We start from the raw sequence: 20,430 nt of genomic DNA, 5'->3' as shown, positions 1-20,430 counted from the left end.
GGTCGGTTACGCAGCGAGACGCTCCCTTACCAGGCGACTGACCTCGGCACCGTCGGCACGTCCGCGCACTTTCGGCATCACCGCCGCCATCACCTTGCCGACGTCACTGGGACCGCTCGCGCCGACGTTGCGAACCGCCTCCTCGATCAGTCCCTCTAACTCCTCCGCCGCCAGCGGCGCCGGCAGGTAGGCATCGATCAACTGTGCCTCCGCCCGCTCCGCTTGCGCACGCTCCAGCTGTCCCGCGCGTTCGAACGCCTCGGCCGCCTCGAGCCGCCGCTTGCGCTCCCGCCGTAGCACAGCTATCTCGTCGACATCCGCTCCCCGCGCCTCCTTGAGCGCTCCCTGAAGCGAGTTGACGAGCATCCTCAGCGATGTCGCGCGGACGCGGTCGCCGGCTTTGAGCGCCGCCTTCACGTCTTCTTGGATCCGTTCGAGTATCGCCACTCCCGGCAAGTGTAGGCGCGACCGTAGACTCGGCCGACCGTGTCTGCGGGCCCAGCCATGCTTGCCGCCGGCGCCCTGCTCGCGCTCGGCGTCGGCGCCACGATGCTCGCCGGCCGCCTGCGCGTGCCGGGGCTTGTGCTGTTCCTCGCTCTGGGCATGCTCATCGGTTCCGACGGCCTCGGCCTGATCGAGTTCGGCGCAAGCCGCTCAGACATCGAGCTGGCACGGACGCTGGGAGTGATCGCACTCGCGCTGATCCTCTTCGAGGGTGGGCTGGCGGCCGGCTGGCGGGAGATACGACCGGTGCTGCCAACGGGTCTCGCGCTGGCCACCGTGGGGACCTTCCTGACGGCAGCGATAACCGGCCTCGCCGCTCACTTATTGCTGCGAATCGGGCTGCTCGAGGGGCTTCTCCTGGGCGCGGTGATGTCGACTACCGACACCGCCGCCGTCTTCTCGGTTTTGCGGGGCTCGAGTTTGCGCCGTCGGCTGGCACGGACGCTCGAAGCAGAAGCTGGCTTCAACGATCCCCTCGCGATTCTGCTGGTGATCGGCTTTATCGAGTGGATCCGCCGGCCGGGCTACGGCCTCGACGACATGGTCGTGCTGCTGGTGCGCCAGCTGACAATCGGCGGCGCCGTGGGCCTTGTGACCGGGTTATTGGCGGTGCGTGCGCTCGAGCCGCTGCGGCTGCCGTCGCTCGGTCTCTACCCGGTCGCGTCCGTGGCGACCTGTGGGATCGCGTTCGGGGCCGCCGACGTCTCGCACGGCTCGGGTTTCCTTGCGGTGTACCTCGCGGGACTGACGCTTGGCAGTGCGGCGATCCCGGGCCGCCGCACGATCGAGGCGTTCCACGCGGGCGTAGCGTGGGTCTGTCAGATAGCTCTCTTCCTGCTGCTCGGACTGCTCGTGTTTCCGAGTCGCCTGGGCGATGTCGCGGTGGACGGACTGATCGTCACCGCCGTGCTAGTGCTCGTTGCTCGCCCGCTGGCGGCTTTGGTCTGCACGCTGCCGGCGCGTTACTCGGCGCGGGAGACCTTGCTGCTTGGCTGGGCCGGGTTGCGGGGCGCCCTGCCGGTGGTCTTCGCCACCTTTCCGGTGCTCGAAGGGGTGGCCGGGGCCGAGCGCTTCTTCGACATCGTCTTCTTCACCGTCCTGGTATCGACCCTCGTCCAGGGAATTACGTTCGAGCCGTTGGCACGCGCGCTCGGCTTGACCAGCAAGGAGCCGGCGCTGCCGCGACCGCTCGTGGAGGTCGGAACGATCCGCCGGCTTGGCGCCGAGGTGCTGGAGTTCCCTGTGCGCGCCGGCGACGCGGCGGTTGGGCGGCTGGTGCGGGAGCTCGGTCTCCCCCGCGACGCGCTCGTCAGCGTGATCGTCCGCGGCGACCAAGCTTTGCTGCCGCGCGGCTCGACCGAGATCGCTGCCGGCGATCGCCTGCACATCCTCGTGCGTCGCGACCACCGCCAATTGGTCGAGGACCTGTTCGAGCGCTGGCGACGTGGCCCGCTGGGCGACGACGCGCAGCGACGCCGCGGACCGCTACTCGGGCGCGCAGCGATCTTCTCGGTCAAGCCGTGGCGGCCCGAGTGGGGAGATCCCGGCGAGCCACAGATGATCGACGGCTTGGAAGTCGTGCGAGTGCTCCGAACCCGCCACGGCGCTCCGGGAGCGCTGGTGCAGCTCGCGGACGGCCGTCTCGCCGCTACCGGCGAGGGCCGTGTCGCAATCGGCGGCCCACGTCAGCTCTTGCGCTACGCGCGTGACCGCATCCGGAACGCTCCGGACGAGCAGACGCGCTCCTGGTGGCAAGAGGTCGCGGGTGTGGCGACTCAGAGCGCGGTGCTCTGAGGCGGCGCGAAGAGCAGCGCGCACCACTCGCCCTCGGTCATCCGCGCCGCGGCGATGCGCGGGGCGAAGCTGTCCGCTACCACCGCCTCTTCACTGCGCAGGAAGCCGCCCGCCGCGACCCAGGACTGACGGGGCAGGCGGGGTGCAAGACGCTGGAGCACGGGCCCAGTGAGGTTCGCCAGGTAGAGGTCGGCCCCAGGAAGTTCGTCGCGCAGCGCGTCACGCTGCTCGATCGCTGCGAGCTCGAGGCGGTTGCGCTGAGCGTTGGCACGGGTCGCTTCGACTGCTTGGGGGTCCTGGTCGAGCGCCAGCACTCGCTCGACGCCGAGAGCACGAGCGACCAGCGCGAGGACACCCGAACCGCACCCAACGTCGCAGACGGTCAGCCGCTCCCGCCCTTCGCCTCCCTGCAGCCAGGTGCTTAGGAGCAGCAGACAGAGGCGCGTAGTCGCGTGTGCACCGGTGCCGAAGGCGCGTCCTGGGTCGATCTCGACATCCACGCGTGCCGACCGGTCGCGCGGCTCCCAGGGCGGTCGCACGTGGATGCCCGCCACGCGGACCGCGCGGTGGAAGCGACGCCAACGGTCTGCCCAGTCGCTGGGGACGAGCTCGCAGCGCACCTCGACCTCCACGTCCCCCAGCGTCGCCCGCCCAGGCGCCAGCTCCGGCAATTCGCCGGGCGCCCCGTAGAGGGCGAACTCGACGCGCTCGGAGCCCTCAATCTCCGTCTCCTCAAAGCCCGCGGGCGCTAGTTCGATAAGCGCCGCTAACAGCCGCTCGCGCTCGCGCGCCGGGCCCGCGATCGCGAGTCTCACGATCTCGGTCAACGGAAGACGCGCCGCAAGCGCTCGACGATGCCTAGGTGGTGTTCGCGCTCGGCGCCCGAACGCCCATCACCGTTCGGACGTCCTGCGAGCTCGGTCCGGAGTTGCTCGAGTAGTTGCCGAGCGCGGTCATCGACGACGGCCGGCACCTCGACGTCCACGACGACCCGCAGATCGCCGCGCCCGCGGCGGCCGAGGCGAGGCATCCCGCGACCGCTCAACGTCACCACGGTGCCCGGCTGGGTGCCAGGCGGCAGCTCGATCGTCTCCTCGCCCTCGACCGTGGGCACCGTCACCTTCGTGCCGAGCGCGGCGTCGGCCATCGGGATCCGCACGGCGGTGATCAGGTCGTCGCCGTCGCGCAAGAAACGTGCGTCTTCGCGTACGCGCACATGCAGGAAGAGATCGCCGTTCGGCCCACCGCCGCTGCCGGCGTGGCCGCGGCCAGACAGGCGGATCCGCTGACCGTCGGCGATGCCCGGCGGGATCGCCACCTCCAGCTTGCGTCGGGCAAGCCTGCGACCACTGCCCTCACAGGCGGGACAGCGGCGCGCGGGCCGCAGCCCCTCGCCGCCACAAGCCGCGCAGGTCTCACTGCGCACCACCCGCCCGAACGGCGTGGCAGCCACCGACCGCAGCTGACCGCTGCCGCCGCAGCGTCCGCAAGGAACCATTGCCGAGCCCGGGGCTGCACCGCCGCCAGCGCAGTGCTCGCACAGCTCGACGGCGTCGTACTCGACGTCGACCGTTCCCCCCCGCGCCGCCAGCTCGAGGTCGATTTCGACCTCGACCTCGATGTCCTCGCCGGCGCTGCCGGTGCGGCCGCCACCGAAGAACGATGCGAAGGGATCCCCCCCGAAGAACGCCTCGAAGATGTCGCTGAACGACCGGTAGCTTTGCGCCGTCGGCTGGAAGCCCTGGCGCTCGAGACCCGCCCAGCCGTAGCGATCGTAGATCGCTCGCCGCTCAGGGTCCGACAGCACCTCGTAGGCCTCGGTCAGTTGCTTGAACTTCTCTTCCGCCTGCGGATCGTGCTTGTTGATGTCAGGGTGGAGCTCTCGTGCTCGCCGCCGGAACGCCTTCTTGATCTCGCGCTCGTCGGCATCGCGAGAGACACCAAGCAACTCGTAGGGATCAGGACGACTCACCGCTCGTAGACCTCGCCGACGAAGCGCGATAGCTCCCGTGCGGTCGCCCGCACGGCAGCGATCGCGCGGGCGTAATCCATGCGCACGGGACCGAGCACGGAGACGGTACCGAGGTTGCGCAAGGGCGTTCCGTAGTTGGCTGCCACCAGCGACATCGAGCGCATCTCGGGCGCCGGGTTCTCACTACCGATCCGCAAGTAGACGCTCGGTTCGTCGAGCCAGCGCCGCAGCAACCCCAGCAGCAGAACGCGGCGCTCGAGAATGCCGAGCAGATCGGCGATCTGCGAGAGCTCGAAGAAGCGGTGCTCAGCAAGCAGGCGGTGTGCGCCCTCCATGAACAACGTGCTCTGCGCGCTCTCCTCGAGTTCAGTGAAGACCGGCGCGAGGGAGCGCAGGAACTCGCGCTCCCGCTCGTCGAGCTCGGGATCGTCCAACCGCTTCCGCAACATCCGCGCCCCCACCTCGAGGCCGTGCAGGGTCTCATTGAGGTAGCTCTCGGCCCACTCCACGAGACCCGGATCGACCGGCGCCGGATAGGTGAAGACGCGCTTGGTCACCCCGCCGGTCGAGGTAATCACCACGACCATCACCAGCTGGGGCTGCAGCTGGAGCACTTCGACCCGCCGCACCGTGGTCGTCTCGATCGGGGGGGCCGTGACCAGTGCGAGCAGATTGGTGATCTGCGAGAGCTGGGTGGTGGCTTGGCGGATCGCCTGGTCGAGCTCGCGACGCACGGCCGGCAGGGTGATCTCGGCCACGGGCGATACCGGCAGTCCACCGCTCGCCAGCAGATCGTCGACGTAGACGCGATAGCCCCGGTCGGTCGGCACGCGACCGGCCGAGGTGTGAGGATGCTGCAAGAGCCCGAGTTGCTCGAGACGGTGGAGCTCGGCGCGGACCGTCGACGGTCCCCAAGGGACGTCGGGCTCACCGGCGATCCATTTCGAGCCAACCGGCTCCCCAGAAACCAAGTGGCGCTCGACGACCTTACGCAGGATCAGTCGCTGCCGGTCGCTAATGCGCGGGCTGGCAGGGGCGTTCGCGGCAGGCGAGCTAGCCCGCAGCGAGCGCTGCCCGCTATCCATCCGTGCCCGACCAACCGCCACCATCACCCCAATTGTGCAAGCACGAGGGGGTGATCGTTCGCGCCGGCCCGGCGTTTGCGCGGGCGGCTGAGCCGCCCGCGCCCCCGGGCTACCCCTCCGGCAGCTCGACCTCGGCTACCGCGTTGCGGATGATCTGCTTGCCGTCCTGCTCGGCAACGAGATCGATCGTCGCGCGCCCACCCGCGACCTCGCGGACGGTGCCGCTCACCACGATCTCCTTCTCCGGCAAACCCATCCCGCGGAACTGCACCGACAGGCGCTTCAGGCGCCGCGGATCGTCGCCGGCGACCTGCTCGACGGCGCGAGCCACCTGCGCCATCGTCCATAGACCGTGCAGGATGTTGCCGGGCAGCCCAACGTTGCGGGCGAACTCGGGATCGATGTGGATCGGGTTGAAGTCTCCCGACGCGCCGGCGTAGCGGTGCGGCAGATAACGATCCGGGGTAACCCGCAGTTCCGGGATCTTCTGGCCGGCCTCAAGCGCCATCACGAAACCCCCCGCACGATGTTCGTCCACAGTCCGCGCACGACCTCTTTCCCCTCCTGGTTGACCGAGCGCGTCTCGAACACGTAGAAGCCCATGCCGCCGCGCTCGTAAATCTCTTTGCAGGTCGTGGTGGTCGTGATCGTGTCGCCGGAGCAGACCGGCTCGCCCCACACGAACTCCTGCGCCCCGTGCACCATCATCGCGAAGTTGATCCCGACCTCGGGATCGAGAATCGCCGGCCCGACGGAACCGGCGCTGAACACGACGCAGAACATCGGCGGCGCCACCACGTCGCGGAAACCCGCAGCCTGCGCCTGCTGACGGTCGAAGTAGATCGGGTTGGTCTCGCCAACCGCCTGCGCGTACTCGCGGATCTTCTCTTTACCGACCTCGTACTCGTAGGGCGGATACGTCTTGCCTACGGCCTTGGTGTCGACCGGCATCTTCCCTCCGACTCTCCTTCCGTGTGCGGCGGGGCAGTGTATTGGAGGGAGCCGCTCGACGACCGATTCGCCGCCCGCCGGGCGCCGAGCGTGGCGCGCAGCTTATGCGGCGTCACGCAGCGCCTGGGCCTCGGCCAGGGAACTCAGCTTGCGCAACGTCTGCTCCTCGAGCCGCCGGACCCGCTCGCGCGGCATGCGCAGGGTGCGTGCGACCTGCTCGACCGTGCGCGGCTCTTGCCCGCCGATGCCGAAGCGCAGTTCGATCACTCGGCGCTCGCGGTAACTCAGGTTTTCGAGCAGTCGAGCTACGCGTTCGCGAGTGAACTCCGTCGCTGCAGCCTCCAGCGGCGATATCGCATGCTCGTCGGCAATCAGCTCGCCGAACTCGGCCGAGTCGCCATCGTCGCCGACCGGTTTGTCAAGCGAAACTAAGGGCTGCGAGGCGCGGAGCAAAAGCTCCGCTTCGGCGACCTCGATGCCGGCCTCGGCGGCGAGCTCTTCGATCGTCGGCTCGCGCTCGCCGCTGGCCTCCAGCTTGCGCCGTGCGCCGTCGAGACGCTTGAGGACGTTATCGACGTGGATCGGGATCCGAATCGTGCGCCCCTTGTCAGCGATCGCGCGGGCGATCGCCTGACGGATCCACCAGGTCGCGTAGGTCGAGAACTTGTAGCCACGCCGCCAGTCGAACTTCTCGACCGCGCGAACCAGCCCGATGCAGCCCTCTTGGATCAAATCCAGGAACGGAAGTCCCTGGTTTCGATGGCGCTTGGCGATCGAGACGACGAGACGGATGTTGGCCCGGATCATGTGGTCCTTGGCCGCTAGATCGCCGCGCTCGATGCGCTTCGCCAAAGCGACCTCCTGCTCAGCCGTGAGCAGCGGGGTCTTGGCGATCTCGTCGAGGAACTGCTGGAGCGAATCGATCGACCCCTCGCTAGGCAGGGGCACCACCGGACCGGCAGCGCCGGTGGCGGCGTCATTGGCGGCCTCGGAGGCGTGGACCTCGGCAGTCTCGTAGGGATCGCCGCCACCTTCAAACTCCCCGAAAGGATCCTCGCCGGCGAGCGCGGCGACGTCTTCTAGATGGTCGAGATCGCCGCCCGCACCGCCCACCTCGGCGCGGCGCAGGCCCGGGAAAACCCGTTCTTCGTCGCTTACGTGAAGTCTGGGAGCGCTCACGGGAAGCGAAGGTACGCGCGCCCCCTAAGCGCCACCTAAATCTGTTTAGCCGCGGCCGTCGCCCGAGAGCTCGAGAACCGCCAAGAACGCCTCCTGTGGCAACTCAACCCGCCCGACCTGCTTCATCCGCTTCTTTCCGCGCTTTTGGCGTTCGAGGAGCTTGCGCTTGCGCGTGACGTCGCCGCCGTAGCACTTCGCGGTTACGTCCTTGCGCAGGGGCTTGACAGTCTCACGAGCGATGATCTTCGAGCCGATCGCAGCCTGGATCGCGACCTCGAACTGCTGACGGGGGATGCGCTCGCGCAACCGCTCGCAGATCAGGCGCCCGGAGGGATAGGCCTTGTCGCGGTGCACGATCATCGAGAGCGCATCGACGCGATCACCGGAGAGCAGCACGTCAAGCTTGACCAGGTCGCCGGGGCGCGGCTCCAGCAGCTCGTAGTCGAGCGAGGCGTAGCCACGGGTGCGCGACTTCAACTGGTCGAAGAAGTCGAGCACGATCTCCGCCAGCGGCAGGTCGTAGCGGAGCTGCACGCGCTCGGGCGAGAGGAAGTGCATGTCGACGTGGACGCCGCGACGCTCCTGACAGAGCTCCATCACCGCCCCCACGTGGTCGCGCGGGCAGACGATCGTGGCGCGCACGTAGGGTTCGCGGATCTCGGCGATGCGCGCGCGGTCGGGCATCTCGGCGGGCGAGCGCACGGTCATTACGGTGCCGTCAGTGAGCTCGACTTCGTAGGCCACGTTTGGCGTGGTCGCCAGAAGCTCGAGGTCGTACTCCCGCTCTAGCCGCTCGCGCACGATGTCCATGTGCAAGAGCCCGAGAAAGCCGCAGCGGAAGCCGAAGCCGAGGGCCTCGCTGGTCTCCGGTTCGTACTGCAAGGCGGCATCGTTGAGCGCGAGCTTGTCGAGGGCGTCGCGAAGGTCCTCGAAGCGATCCGACTCAACCGGGAAGAGGCCGCAGAAGACCATCGGCTTGACCTCGCGGTAACCAGGCAAGGGTTCGCCTGCCGGCCGCGCGCGACTGGTAAGCGTGTCGCCGACGCGCATCCGCTGTACGTCCTTGATCCCGGTGATCACGTAACCGACCTCGCCGGCCACGAGGCGCTCGGCGGGCTCGGTGTGGGGACGCATGAAGCCAATCTCGGTGATCTCGGCCTCGGTACCGGTTTGCATCGCGAGGATCTGTTCGCCGCGGGATAGCTCGCCCTCGACCATGCGCACGTACGCGACGACCCCGCGGTACTGGTCGTACTGCGAATCGAAGACGAGCGCTCGCGCCGGTGCCCCGCGGTCGCCGGCTGGCGGTGGGATGCGCGCGACCAGAGCTTCCAAGAGCTCGTCCACTCCCTCGCCGGTCTTCGCCGAGACCCGCAGCACCTGGTCGGGGTCGTCACCCAGTAGGTCGGCTAGTTCCTGAGCGACTCGGTCGGGCTCCGCTCCCGGCAGGTCGATCTTGTTGACAACCGGGATCAGCTCAAGCCCGGCGTCAATCGCGAGATAGGTGTTCGCGATCGTCTGGGCCTCGATGCCTTGGGCGGCGTCGACCACCAGCAGCGCTCCCTCACAAGCCGCTAGAGAGCGCGAAACCTCGTAGCTGAAATCGACGTGGCCGGGCGTGTCGATCAGGTGCAGGTGATAGGTGCGCCCGTCTCGGGCGCGGTAGTCGCAGCGCACGGCCTGCGCCTTGATGGTGATGCCACGCTCGCGCTCGAGCTCCATCGAGTCGAGCAACTGGGGTCGCGCATTGCGCGGGTCGATCGCACCGCAACGCTCGAGGATGCGATCGGCCAGCGTCGACTTGCCGTGGTCGATGTGCGCGATGATCGAGAAGTTGCGGATGTTGTCGGCTGCTTGCGCCAAGGCGCCGTGAGTATGCCCGCAGTGGCGGGCTTTGCCGCCACCGAAGCCCGCTCAGCGAGCACGCAGCGCCCGCGCGACCCGCGCGAGCTCGCTCACACCGAGCAATCGACAGGTCGCGAGGTAGGCCACAGCGCCCGCCCCGCAGCCGCTGCCGACCGCCACCACTTGTCCCCACAGTGACCGCCCCAGCGCAGCGTCGAGCTGCCGCCACACGAGCCACGAGACAGCGGCCAAGAGGCCCCCGGCGACGAGCATCCGCAGCGCCGCGCTGAGGGTCTTGGCGCCCTCGATACCGCCGAGCTCGCGCCGCAGCACGGCGCCTTGCCAGACACACATCGCGATCGTGCCGGCGACCGTGCCGAGCACGATCCCGGCGATCCCGAGGGGACGGTAGAGCAGCGCAGCAACGATGGCGTTGACCGCGAGATTGGCGAGCGACAGCCCGGTCGTCAGCCAGGGGCGCTGCAAACTGAAGAAGGTGCGCGAGAAGAGCAGGCTGACGCCCTGCGCCGGCAGCGACAGCGACCACCACACCAGCGCCGTCGAGACGAGATCGGTCGCATCCGCCCCGAAGGAACCGCGTTGATAGACGACGCGCGTGATCGGCTCCGCCAGCACGGCCATCAGCACGGCGCTTGGGATCAGCAAAAGCAAGACCTGCCGCACGCCCTCGCCGAGCCAGCTGCGGAGCTCCGCGCGCTGGCCGCGCGCGGCCAACCGCGCGAGCGTCGGAAAGAGGATTGTCGCGATCGAGATCGAGAACAAGCCTTGCGGCAGCTGGTAGATGCGGAAGGCCTTGTCGATCGCTGCCGGAACCTGCTCGGAGACGAGCGTCCCGAACAGCGAGTTGATCAGCAATGAGAGGTTGATCAAGCCAAGTGCGACGGTCACCGGCAGCATCAACTTGAGGACCCGCCAGACGTAAGGATCGCGGACGTCGAACGCGATGCCGAGGCGCGCGCCGCGCCCGCGCAACCACGGCAAGGGCAGCAAGAACTGCACGACCGTCCCCGCCAGAACTCCGATCGCGTAGGCGTAAATCCGTTGGTCGTGGCTTAGGAGCGGCGTCAGGCCGAGGAGCGCAGCGATGATCACGGCGTTCCAGGCCACCGGGGCAAGCGCCGGCACCGCGAAGTGATCGAAGGCGTTGAGGATCCCCACGACCAGACCGGTGAGCGCGAGCAAGAGCACGATCGGGAACATCAGACGCGCGAGACCGACGGTCAGGTCGGCAAGCGCCGGGTCGTCAGCGAAGCCGGGCGTAAATAGCGCCATTAGGGGGCGCGCGAAGGCGATGAACAGAAGCGTCACCGTCCCCAGCACGACGATGATCAAGACGAACAGCGTCGAGGCGACCCGGAACGCCCGCTGGCGTTCGCCCCGTTCGAGCAACTCCGTGAAGACCGGTACGAACGCTCCCTGGAGCGCCGAGTCGGCGAACAGGGCGCGCACCAGGTTGGGGACCTGGAAGGCGATCGTGAACGCCGACATCGCTCCGCTGACGCCATACAGGCTGGCCGCCGTCACCTCGCGCAGAAGCCCCAGAACACGCGACAGCCCGGTCGCCGCCGAGAAAAAGAGGGTGCTGCGCACGAGCCGCCGCGCGTGTTGGGAGCGCTGCTCTGTGGCAGAGACCCCGCCACCCCGCGCGTGCGCACCCGGCGATCGTGACTCTGAGGGCGCTCCGGCCGCGGCCGGAGCGCCGTCGCTCGCTTTCGTTCCGCTCACCTTCTCAGCACAGTCTCCCGCCCTTGCCGGCCACCAGCACCAGGGACCTGCGCAGCGCACCAGCGTGGGCGTCCGACGAACCCGCGCTACACTACGCGGCCGCCCGTCGGCCCAACTCGCTCGCGCGAGCTTTGGTGCCCAACGGTTCCGCGCGGTGCCGGCGGTAATCCTGCGATGGCCAACATCCCGTCACAGAAAAAACGCATCAAGCGCTCCGAGCGAGAGCGGCTCGAGAACCGTTTCCGCATCTCGCAGGTGCGGACCTGGTTCCGGCGTTTAGAGGAGGCGGTGACCGCCGGTGACAGCGAGCGCGCCGAGCAGGAGTACCGAACGCTGCTGGCGAAGATCGACAAGGCGATCAAGACGGGTGCCCTTCACCGAAACGCCGGGGCACGCCGCAAGTCACGAGCGGCGCGGTTGCGCGCGCGGCTCGGCAGCAGCTAAGCATCAGCACGCGCGGCCCGGCAGGAGCTAGGCGTCAGCGCCCGCGACGTCGAGGATCGCGCGTGCCAGTGCGCCCTGTTCATCGGTGGCGCGCGGTCGTCGCCCGCCGCGTAGTTCCAGCTCGAGCTGCGAGAGGCGCACCAAGGCGCGGTCCAGGCGCTCCCGGTCGCAACGGCGCGCGGCTTGCAGAAGACGCTTGAGACGCCAACCGCCGATCCGCAGCCGCTTGCCGATCTCCCCCTCGGCTACCCGCCCGTCGAGCATGCGTCGCACCGCGGCGAGCTCACGGGCACGGTGGCTCGCGGTCTGCACGAGCCGGTGAGCCGACTCGCCGTGCACGGCGAGCAGCTCGGCCAGTTCGAGGGCACGGCCCGCTTCACCGGCTAGCAGTGCGTCCGCAAACTCCCACACGCTTTCGCCGCTGTCGGCGGCCGCCACAGCGCGCACCAGCGCGCTGTCGATCGGCTCGCCGTCGGCGGCGAGCGCGAGCTTCTCGAGCTCGCGCTCGAGCCGCATCTGGTTGGCCCCGACCTGCGCGACCAGCTCGTCGGCGGCCTCGCGCTCGATCCGCTGGCCAAGCTCGGCGGCCCGCGCGCGCACCCATGCGCCCAGCTGCCAGGGCTTGGGCGCCTCGTGGCGGCGGACCTCTCCTCCCGCCTCGCCGACAGCTCGCTCGAGAGCTTTGGACACCTTGTTGGCGCGGGCGATCAAAAGCACCACGGTCGCTGGGGCGGGATGGCGAACCGCCTGTGCCAGCCGCTCGAGATCCGATGCCGACCACCGCTCACAGTGGTCGACGACGACGTAGCGGCGCTCGCTAAAGAGCCCTGGCGATTCGATTTCGGTTACGACCACCGAGGGTGCGGTCTCGCCGCCTGCGAAGGCGTGCAGCTCCGCGTGCTCGCGAGCCGCTCGAGCTCGGAGGCGCGCGCGCCACGACTCGATTCGTGCGTGGTCGTCGCCGTAAACGAGGTACACGGGCTTGAGCGCGGCCACGGCCGCAGGCTAACCGGGAAGCGAGGGCTAACCACCGGCCGTCTCGACAATCAGGCGCCGGCGACGCAGCGAGATCGTGACGGTGCCGTCACGGTCGGTCCGCCAGACCCGCGCGCCGTGACGCGCGAGCGCGGCGAGCGTCGATGGGCTGGGGTGACCGAAGGGGTTACCGGCGCCTACTTCGATCACGGCGATCGCCGGCCGCAGGCGTCGCAAGACTGCCGGGAGGCCGGGGTCAGCGCTTCCGTGGTGGGGCACCTTGATGATTTCGACGGCGGGCAGTCGCAAGGGACTCAGCGCGCCACTTTCGGCGTCGCCGGAGGTCAGGAAGCGCACGCCGGCGACCTCCACGAGCGCCACGATTGCCCGGGGGTTGGGATCCGCGGGGGGCGGACCGGGCGGCCGCGGGCGCGGCGAGAGCACCTGCACCGAGATCCGGCCCACGGAAAGACGCAGCGGCGCGAGACCCGGGATCAGCCGGGCACCGTGCGCCACGGCGAGCGAACGGGCAGCGCGGAACACCGGGTCGCGGGTGCCGTCGCCGCCGTCGACGAACAGTCGCGGCCGCAACTGTTCGACGACCGCGCGCAAACCGCCGTGGTGGTCGCGGGAGGGGTGCGTCGCGACCACCACATCGAGTCGCGACACGCCGGCCCGTCGCAACAACCGAACGACGCGGGCCTCGGGCGGTCCGCTGTCGAACAGCACGCTTGCACCGCGTCCATCCTGCACGAGCACTGCGTCACCCTGACCAACGTCTAGGAAGGTGATCGTCGGCGCGCTGGGAGGGCCGGGGCCGCGCAGCTCGACCACCACCCACAGCGCGTAGGCGGCGATCGCTGCGGCGAGGACGCGCCGCGCCGGTCGCGCCCCCGGCAGCGGGGCGAGCAGTACCAGTGCGCCTGCAAGCAACGCTGGGGCGAGCAGCTTCAGGCCACTCGTGCGATCGATCTGTGGGAGCACGGCGAAGGTCTCCGCCGACCACTCGAGATGTCGCAGCGCGAGCTGCAAACACGGGCCGATGAGCTTCCCCGCGAGTCCGACTAGGAAGCTCCCGCACCCCGGCACCACGGACAGCTGACCGCTGGCCGCCAGCACCATCCCGAACCACATCGCAGGCGCCACCGCCGGGAGCGCCACGAGGTTCGCGGCGAGCGTGCCGGCTGGTAGCGCTCCGAACGTCGCGAGCGTGATCGGCGCAGTGGCGAGCGACGCCGCCACGGTCATCGCCACGGCGGCCGCGAAGCTGCGCTGTGCGGCATCGAGCAGTGGCCTCAGCGGCCCTTCGGGACGCCCGCGCAGAGGCGGCGCGAGCGCTCGCTCGAGCGGTCGGGCGAAGCCCGCGAGACCGGCGACGGCCGCGAACGAAAGCTGCCAACTCGCGTCGTGGACCTGGCGCGGGTCGAGCAGCAGTGTCGCCACCGCCGCCAGCGCCAGCGCGTGCCAGCGCTGCTGCGGGCGGGCGGCTGCACTAGCCGCGAGGCCCGCGAGACCCATCACCGCCGCGCGTTGGAGGGGCGCCCCGGCACCGGCTAGCGGGACGTACAGCACTATCAGCAGGGCGAGGAGAGCCCACCGCAGGCGTAGGGAGCGCACGGCGACGCGAACGAACGGCCCCGCCAGCGCAAGCAACAGAGCGACGTTCTGGCCCGAGACGGCCAGCAGGTGCCCAAGGCCGCTCGCCCGGAAGTCTTCGCGCGTGCTTGGCGCGATCCACTCGTCGAGACCGAGCACGAGGCCGGCCGCAAGCTCCCCGTCGGCGCTGCCGAGGGCGCCCCGCAGGGCGGCCAACGAACGACGCCGCGCCGCATCGATCGCGCCGGCGACGCCCTGACGGTGTCCGCAGTAGCGGATCTGGGAGAGGCGCAGCAGGCCGGCGAGGCGGGGCGGCGAACGCGCCGGCCCTGCCCCGTCGGCACGCCCCCGCCCGGCCGGCAGGCGATCCTCCTGCTGCAAGCGCCCCCGCACACAGGCCCGAGAACCGAGATCGAGAGCGCGCGGCGGGTGCCCGTCTCCACGCACCATGACCGTCGCCCCGGCGCCCGGCGGCGACGACAGGCGGGCACGTGCCCGCCACCCGTAGCGAACTCGGCGGGGTCGCTCCTGAAGTTCGAGTACGCCGCTCCACGTGTCGATCCCTCGCGTCTCGGCCTGACCCCGAAGCTCGGCAGCGGGAGCGGCCAGTGCGCGGAGCCTGAAATCTCCGGCCAGCGCGCCGAGCGCCAGGGCCACGCCGCCAACCGTCAGGAGCGTCGCCGATTGTGGGCGACCGGCCAACGCGGCGGCGGCAACGACGAGGGCAGCCGCTGCGACCAGCGACGGCCGCGCCACGCCGAGCGCCGGCACGGCAAGGCCGACCGCAAGCGCAGCGACGAAAACCTGGCTGGGACCCAGCACCGCTTACGGCGCGAGCTGCTCACGGAGCGCCTCGAAGCGCTTCTCGCCGATCCCCTCGACCTCGCGGAGCTCGTCGAGCGATCGAAAACCGCGGCGCTCGCGGTAAGCCAAGATCCGGCGGGCGAGTGTTGGCCCAATGCCATCGAGTTGTTCGAGCTGCTCGAGAGTGGCGGTCCGCAAGCTGAGCTTGCCGCCGGCCGCCGCGGCTCGCGCGCCGGGCGCGCTACTCCCCGCACCACCGGCGCCACCGGCCGTGGCCGGCGAAGTCGGAACCCCCGCCGACGCCCCCGCCGGCTGCGCGCCACGCCTTGGCACGACCACCTGCTGGCCGTCCTCGATCCGTGCGGCGAGGTTCAAGGCCGTGAGATCGGCAGCGCGATCGGCACCACCGGCGGCCGCCACTGCCCGGGCTACTAGCGCCCGGTCGGGCAGGCGGTAGACACCCGGGCGTCGAACCGCGCCCACCACGTGCACCCAGGCGAAACGCGCGCTCGCCCGCTCGGCGCTGGAGCGCACGGACAGCACCGGTCGTTCGCGCCGCGCCCTCTCGCCACCCCGCTGCCATGACACGAACGCGACGACGAGCGCTGCAAGCACCAGCACTCCGGCCAGCAAGCGGCGAAGTTGATCGCCCTCCAGCCGCCCCAACTCGCCGAGGCCAAGGACGCGCGCATCGCTGGCCCGCGCGCACGGCTGTGCTTCCTCCCATGCGGGTTCGCAAACCCGCTCTCGATCGGCTCGCGGCGGCTCCACTAGAGCCACCGTACGCAGCGCGAACGCGCCTAAAAGCTACGTGTGCAAACGCTCGGCGACCGCTGCGCTAAGCGAGCTGCACTACGCGCGCTGGTCATCACCCAGACCGTGGTCTTCGGCAACTACGCGCACCGTGCCGAGCGTGCGGTCGGCTGCGCCGCGCACGCTTCCCCCACGCGCGAGCGTCGTGCGCACGTAGTCGAGCACTGCCGGTTCGATCAGCTCGCCGGGCAAGACGTTCGGTATCCCGGGCGGGTAGGCGGCGAGCGACTCGGCCGCCACGCGCCCTGCTGCGCGCTCCGCCGACACCACCTCGTGCGGCGCGAAGAACGCCTCCCGCGGCGTCATCGCCAGGCGGCCCCAGGCCGGTGGCGGACGGAAATCGTCGTGCGCGGCCCGCCGATCGGCGGCGGGGGCAACGCACCGCAATCCCTCAACCAAGCGTTCGAATGTCTCTGCCGGCTCGTCGAGTCCGAACGCCGCAACCACCAGCGTGTCGCAGCTGAGCTCGACGTGGACGTCGCAGACCGACCGCAGCAGCGCGGAGATCTCGAAGCCGGTGCTGCCAGTCGCGCGCACGTCGACCATCAGGCGCAACGGATCGAGTGCGCGCACGCTGGCGCGACCCGGTAGCTCCCCGATCGCCGCCAATCCCGGGATCTCGTTGATGCGTCGACGCGTCGCCGCGATCCGCTCGAGGGTGCGCGTGAGCGCCTCGCGGCCGGAGGTCGCGGCGAAACGCCGAGCTGCATCGAGCGAGCCGCAGAGCAGCGAATTCGGGCTCGTTGACTCGACCGTGGTAACGCAGCGATCGACCACGTCCTCGTCGATCAGAGCGTCGCGGGAGAGATGCAACATCGCCGACTGTGTGAGGCTGCCGACGCTCTTATGGGTGCTCGAGACCACGAGGTCGGCGCCGAGCGCCAGGGCTGGCGCCGGAAGCTCCTCGTGAAAGGCGAGATGGGCCCCCCACGCCTCGTCAACCACCACCGGCAAGCCGCGAGCGTGAGCGACCGCACAGAGCGCTTCGACGTCGGCGACCGCTCCGTAGTAGGTGGGCGAAACCACCACTACACCGGCGACGTCGTCGGCGGGCGCCGAGTCGAGCGCTCGCTCGAGCGCTTCCGGCGTCACACAGTGCGCGATATGAAGCTCGTCGTCGACCTCGGGTTCGACGAAAACCGGCCGCAGGCCGGAGAGAATCAGCGCATCGATGGTGCTCGAGTGCGCATTGCGTTGCACTACAACGTGCGATCCACGGTGGGCAAGCGCCAGCAAGGCCGCGTGGTTGCCTTGGGAGGCACCGTTGATCAGAAACCAAGTGCGTCGCGCGCCCCAAGCCTCGGCCGCCAGGCGCTGGGCCCGCTCCAGCGGGTGCGGTCGCGCGCCGGCATCGATCCCGGGGATGCCGGGCGGAATGTCGAGCTCGAAGGCACGCTGACCGAACGCCTCGAGGGCTTCGGGATCGGCACCGGCGCCGCCCTTGTGGCCGGGCACGTTGAGCCTGGCGGGTCGCCGGGAGGCGTAGGCGCGGAGCGCTTCGAGGTATGGAGCCCGCTCCTGTTCGCTTCCCTCGACCCGCCGCTCCTGCCCGGTGGGCGCATGGCTCGTTGCGGGCTCGGGCACGAACGGCGAGTCTACGGCAGCGCCTCAGAGCTCGCCCGCGCCTGCGGTCGGCGCGACCGCCGATAGCGCCGCGCTGACGGCTTCCTCGACCGAATGGCACGCAACCGGCGCGGCCGCCTCCGGTGGGGCCGCCCGCCGGCCGTAACGCGGCGCGACCGGCGCGCCGCTCTGCCCGCTCGGCCAGGCTGCCTCGAGTCGCCATGTGTCGACGCCGAACACGCGCTTGCCGGCCTTCAGCGCGAGGGCGATCTCCGACAGCGTCCCGAGACCGCCGCCGATCGCGACGACAGCTCCGGCGGCGCGCGCGACCAGCGCGTTACGCGCCTCCCCGAGCCCGGTCGGGATCGCGATCTCCACCCACGGGTTGGCGTCGAGCGCGGAGACGCCGGGCAGGATCCCGACCGTCACGCCGCCGGCGCGCCGTGCCCCGCGACAAGCTGCCTCCATTACCCCACCGAGCCCGCCGCAAACGAGCACTGCGCCCCCCTCGGCGATCAGCTTCCCCGCTTCTTCGGCGAGCCACAGCTCGCGCGCAGCCGCTTCGCCGGGACCGATCACCGAAATCGCGGGACGCGGCGTCATCGCTGGCGCACGTGGTGCGAGCGACCGGCCCCGGTGCGCATCTTCACCGCACTACGAAGTTGACGAGCCGCCCCGGCACCACGATCGCCTTCACGATCTCGCGGCCGTCGAGCCGCGCCCGTAGCTTCGGCGACTCACGAGCGATCCGTTCGAGCTCCTCGCGCGAGGCATCGGCGGGCGCCTCGACGCGATCGACGAGCCGACCGTTGAGCTGCACGACCAGCTCGAAGAGGTCGCTGCGCAGCAGTTCGGGATCGGCTTGCGGCCACGGTTCCTCCCAGACCCGCCGCCCCGTCATCAGCTCGTAAACCTCGGCCCCGAGGTGCGGGGCGAACGGGAAGATCAGCGAACCGGCGGTGGCGACCGCGAAACGCAGCTGCGAGGCGCCCTCGGGCGTGTCGATCAGCTCGTCTTTGAAGCGGTAGATCTCGTTGTCGAGCTCGATCACCGCGGCGATCGCGGTGTTGAAAGCGAACCGTTCGCAGTCCCGCGTGACCTTGTCGATCGCCCAATGCGCCTTGCGCAACAGGGGCGTCGGCTCGCCGCTGGGCGCCGCGCTCGGCGGCGTCCGCTCGGCGACTTCGCGCGCTACCCGCCACAGCCGCGCGAGCTGGCGGTGGATGCCAGCGATGCCCTCGTCCGACCAGTCGGCGTCCTGCTCGGGAGGCCCGATGTAGAGCACGTACGTGCGGGCGGTGTCGGCCCCGTAGCGCTCAACGTAATCGCGGGGGCTGACGACGTTGCCCTTCGACTTCGACATCTTCGCCCCTTCGCGCGTGACCATGCCCTGCGTAAAAAGCCGCGCGAACGGTTCGCGCACGTCGAGCAGCTCCATGTCGGCAAGCGCCTTGCAGAAGAAGCGCGCGTAGAGCAAGTGCAGGATCGCGTGCTCGACCCCGCCGATGTACTGATCGACGGGCATCCAATGCCGCACGACAGCGCGGTCGAAGGGCGCGCGGTCGTTGCGCGGGTCGCAGTAGCGCAGGAAGTACCAGGACGAGTCGACGAAGGTGTCCATGGTGTCGGTCTCGCGCCGCGCCTCGCCCCCGCAGCGCGGGCAACTCGTACGCACCCAATCCTCGGCCGCTGCGAGCGGCGAGCGCCCCTTCGGCGCGTAGTCTGAGATGTCGGGCAGTTCGACCGGCAGTTGCTCGTCTGGCACCGGCACGATCCCGCACTCGCGCTCGCAGTAGACGACCGGTATCGGGCAGCCCCAATAGCGCTGGCGGGAAATCAACCAGTCGCGTAGGCGGTAGTTGACGGCCCGCCGGCCCTTGCCTTCGCGCTCCAGCCATTCGACGATCCGCTCGTACGCCTCGCGGTTGTGGAGGCCATCGAACGGTCCCGAGTTGACCATCGGGCCGTCGCCCGTGTAGGCCTCGCGCTGGACGTCCTCACCACCCTTGATGACCTCCCGGATCGGAAGCCCGAACTCGCGCGCGAACTCGTGATCGCGCTCGTCGTGGGCGGGCACCGCCATGATCGCGCCGGTGCCGTACTCCATCAGCACGTAGTCGGAGACGAACATCGGGATCAGTTCGCCGTTGACCGGGTTGCGCACGTAGCGGCCAAGCGCGACACCGGTCTTGCGGCGGTCGGCGGCCCCGCGCTCTTCGTGCGACGCCTGCATCGCGCGGTTGACGTACTCGCGCACTTCGGGCGAGTCGTTGAGCTTGAGCACGTCGGGATGCTCGGGAGCGAGCACAAAAAACGTCGCGCCGAAGAGCGTGTCCGGACGGGTCGTGAAGACCGGGTAGTCGATGCCGAGCTCATCGCAGCGAAAGACGACCTCCGCGCCCTCGGAGCGCCCGATCCAGTTGCGCTGCATCGTCTTGACGTGCTCGGGCCAGTCAAGGTCGTCGAGGTCGCGCAAAAGCTGCTCGGCGTAAGCGGTGATCCGGAAGAACCACTGTTCGAGCTGTCGCGCCTCGACGGGAGTGCCGCACCGTTCGCAGCGGCCGTCGACGACCTGTTCGTTGGCGAGCACTGTCTGGTCGCGCGGACACCACTTCACCGCCGCCTGGCGGCGGTAGGCGAGGTCGCGCTCGAGGAAACGCAGAAACAGCCACTGCGTCCAGCGGTAGTAGCTCGGCTCGTGCGTGCCGAACTCGCGCGACCAGTCGATCGAGACGCCCCAGCGGTGGAACTGCCGGCGGAACTCGGCGATCGACTTTTCGGTCGATACGCGCGGGTGCTGGCCGGTGCGGATGGCGTGGTTCTCGGCCGGCAGCCCGAAGGCGTCGTAGCCCATCGGGTGCAGAACGCGGTACCCCTGCCGGCGGCGGAAGTGGGCGACCGCGTCGCCCACCGAATAGCACTTCAGATGCCCGATGTGCGGTTCCCCCGAGGGGTAGGGGAGCATCTCGAGCACGTACTGCTTCGGACGCGCCTCAGGTTCGTTGGAGACTTCCCACGTGCGCTCGCGCGCCCACAGCTCGCGCCACTTGGCCTCGATCGCGTGCGGGTCGTAGCGTGCCTCCACCGTCGCGCGAAGGGTAACGGCGAGCGAGCGCGTGCGGCGCGCAGCGCGCCGCACGCGGCTCGCTCGTCCGCGCT

The 20,430-nt window shown here is 69.8% G+C and carries 17 protein-coding genes; 2 read left to right on the top strand and 15 right to left on the bottom strand.

Features of this window, described 5'->3' with window-relative positions:
* Positions 1-6 precede the first annotated feature (6 nt).
* Entirely contained in the window at positions 7-447 is a 441-nt protein-coding gene (locus tag BLW41_RS07110; RefSeq protein ID WP_093117710.1) for a GatB/YqeY domain-containing protein, read from the bottom strand.
* 39 nt (positions 448-486) lie between these two features.
* Here BLW41_RS07110 and BLW41_RS07105 point away from each other — a divergent pair, with 39 nt between their 5' ends.
* Complete coding sequence (locus BLW41_RS07105; RefSeq protein ID WP_218138318.1) at positions 487-2,298, top strand: potassium/proton antiporter; 1,812 nt, start codon at positions 487-489, stop codon at positions 2,296-2,298.
* Here the strand turns inward: BLW41_RS07105 and BLW41_RS07100 are convergent.
* From BLW41_RS07100 to murJ, 8 genes are all read right to left on the bottom strand, one after another.
* Positions 2,280-3,113 carry a 50S ribosomal protein L11 methyltransferase gene (locus BLW41_RS07100; protein WP_218138317.1) on the bottom strand — a complete coding sequence of 278 codons (834 nt, stop codon included), beginning with the start codon at positions 3,111-3,113 and terminating at the stop codon, positions 2,280-2,282. The genes BLW41_RS07105 and BLW41_RS07100 overlap by 19 nt on opposite strands.
* Positions 3,114-3,121: 8 nt before the next feature.
* A complete protein-coding gene (gene dnaJ, locus BLW41_RS07095) occupies positions 3,122-4,270 on the bottom strand; it encodes a molecular chaperone DnaJ (RefSeq protein WP_177169404.1) in 1,149 nt (382 codons plus the stop codon).
* Complete coding sequence (gene hrcA, locus BLW41_RS07090) at positions 4,267-5,379, bottom strand: heat-inducible transcriptional repressor HrcA (RefSeq protein ID WP_245689065.1); 1,113 nt, start codon at positions 5,377-5,379, stop codon at positions 4,267-4,269. The genes dnaJ and hrcA overlap by 4 nt, the downstream gene beginning before the upstream one ends.
* Before the next feature lie 85 nt (positions 5,380-5,464).
* A complete protein-coding gene (locus tag BLW41_RS07085) occupies positions 5,465-5,863 on the bottom strand; it encodes a MaoC/PaaZ C-terminal domain-containing protein (RefSeq protein WP_093117702.1) in 399 nt (132 codons plus the stop codon).
* Complete coding sequence (locus BLW41_RS07080; RefSeq protein WP_093117700.1) at positions 5,863-6,306, bottom strand: FAS1-like dehydratase domain-containing protein; 444 nt, start codon at positions 6,304-6,306, stop codon at positions 5,863-5,865. Before BLW41_RS07080 ends, BLW41_RS07085 begins: the two co-directional genes overlap by 1 nt.
* Before the next feature lie 102 nt (positions 6,307-6,408).
* Entirely contained in the window at positions 6,409-7,485 is a 1,077-nt protein-coding gene (locus tag BLW41_RS07075; protein ID WP_093117698.1) for a sigma-70 family RNA polymerase sigma factor, read from the bottom strand.
* A 45-nt stretch (positions 7,486-7,530) separates the two neighbouring features.
* Positions 7,531-9,348, bottom strand: a complete 1,818-nt coding sequence (gene lepA, locus BLW41_RS07070) for a translation elongation factor 4 (protein ID WP_093117696.1) — start codon at positions 9,346-9,348, stop codon at positions 7,531-7,533.
* Between the two features lie 51 nt (positions 9,349-9,399).
* On the bottom strand, positions 9,400-10,941 hold the full coding sequence (gene murJ / locus BLW41_RS07065) for a murein biosynthesis integral membrane protein MurJ (RefSeq protein ID WP_177169403.1): 1,542 nt from the start codon (positions 10,939-10,941) through the stop codon (positions 9,400-9,402).
* Positions 10,942-11,250: 309 nt separating this feature from the next.
* Here murJ and rpsT point away from each other — a divergent pair, with 309 nt between their 5' ends.
* A complete protein-coding gene (gene rpsT / locus BLW41_RS07060; RefSeq protein WP_093117692.1) occupies positions 11,251-11,520 on the top strand; it encodes a 30S ribosomal protein S20 in 270 nt (89 codons plus the stop codon).
* A gap of 27 nt (positions 11,521-11,547) precedes the next feature.
* On the opposite strand, the gene holA is transcribed toward rpsT, so the two are convergent.
* The 6 genes from holA to leuS form a co-directional block, all read right to left on the bottom strand.
* On the bottom strand, positions 11,548-12,516 hold the full coding sequence (holA, locus tag BLW41_RS07055) for a DNA polymerase III subunit delta (RefSeq protein ID WP_093117690.1): 969 nt from the start codon (positions 12,514-12,516) through the stop codon (positions 11,548-11,550).
* Positions 12,517-12,543: 27 nt separating this feature from the next.
* On the bottom strand, positions 12,544-14,913 hold the full coding sequence (locus BLW41_RS07050) for a ComEC/Rec2 family competence protein (protein WP_093117688.1): 2,370 nt from the start codon (positions 14,911-14,913) through the stop codon (positions 12,544-12,546).
* A 3-nt stretch (positions 14,914-14,916) separates the two neighbouring features.
* A complete protein-coding gene (locus tag BLW41_RS11095; protein WP_218138315.1) occupies positions 14,917-15,666 on the bottom strand; it encodes a ComEA family DNA-binding protein in 750 nt (249 codons plus the stop codon).
* An 81-nt stretch (positions 15,667-15,747) separates the two neighbouring features.
* Entirely contained in the window at positions 15,748-17,292 is a 1,545-nt protein-coding gene (locus BLW41_RS07040; protein WP_093117687.1) for an aminotransferase class I/II-fold pyridoxal phosphate-dependent enzyme, read from the bottom strand.
* A gap of 24 nt (positions 17,293-17,316) precedes the next feature.
* The gene (locus BLW41_RS07035; protein WP_093117685.1) at positions 17,317-17,874 is read right to left on the bottom strand and encodes a TIGR00725 family protein; all 558 of its coding nucleotides are present in this window, start codon (positions 17,872-17,874) and stop codon (positions 17,317-17,319) included.
* A 43-nt stretch (positions 17,875-17,917) separates the two neighbouring features.
* A complete protein-coding gene (leuS, locus tag BLW41_RS07030) occupies positions 17,918-20,356 on the bottom strand; it encodes a leucine--tRNA ligase (protein WP_093118865.1) in 2,439 nt (812 codons plus the stop codon).
* Positions 20,357-20,430 lie beyond the last annotated feature (74 nt).

This window comes from Thermoleophilum album (assembly GCF_900108055.1).
GTDB classification, from domain to species: domain Bacteria; phylum Actinomycetota; class Thermoleophilia; order Solirubrobacterales; family Thermoleophilaceae; genus Thermoleophilum; species Thermoleophilum album.
Note: the sequence above shows the minus strand (reverse complement) of the source record. Positions and strands in the feature narration are given on the sequence as shown.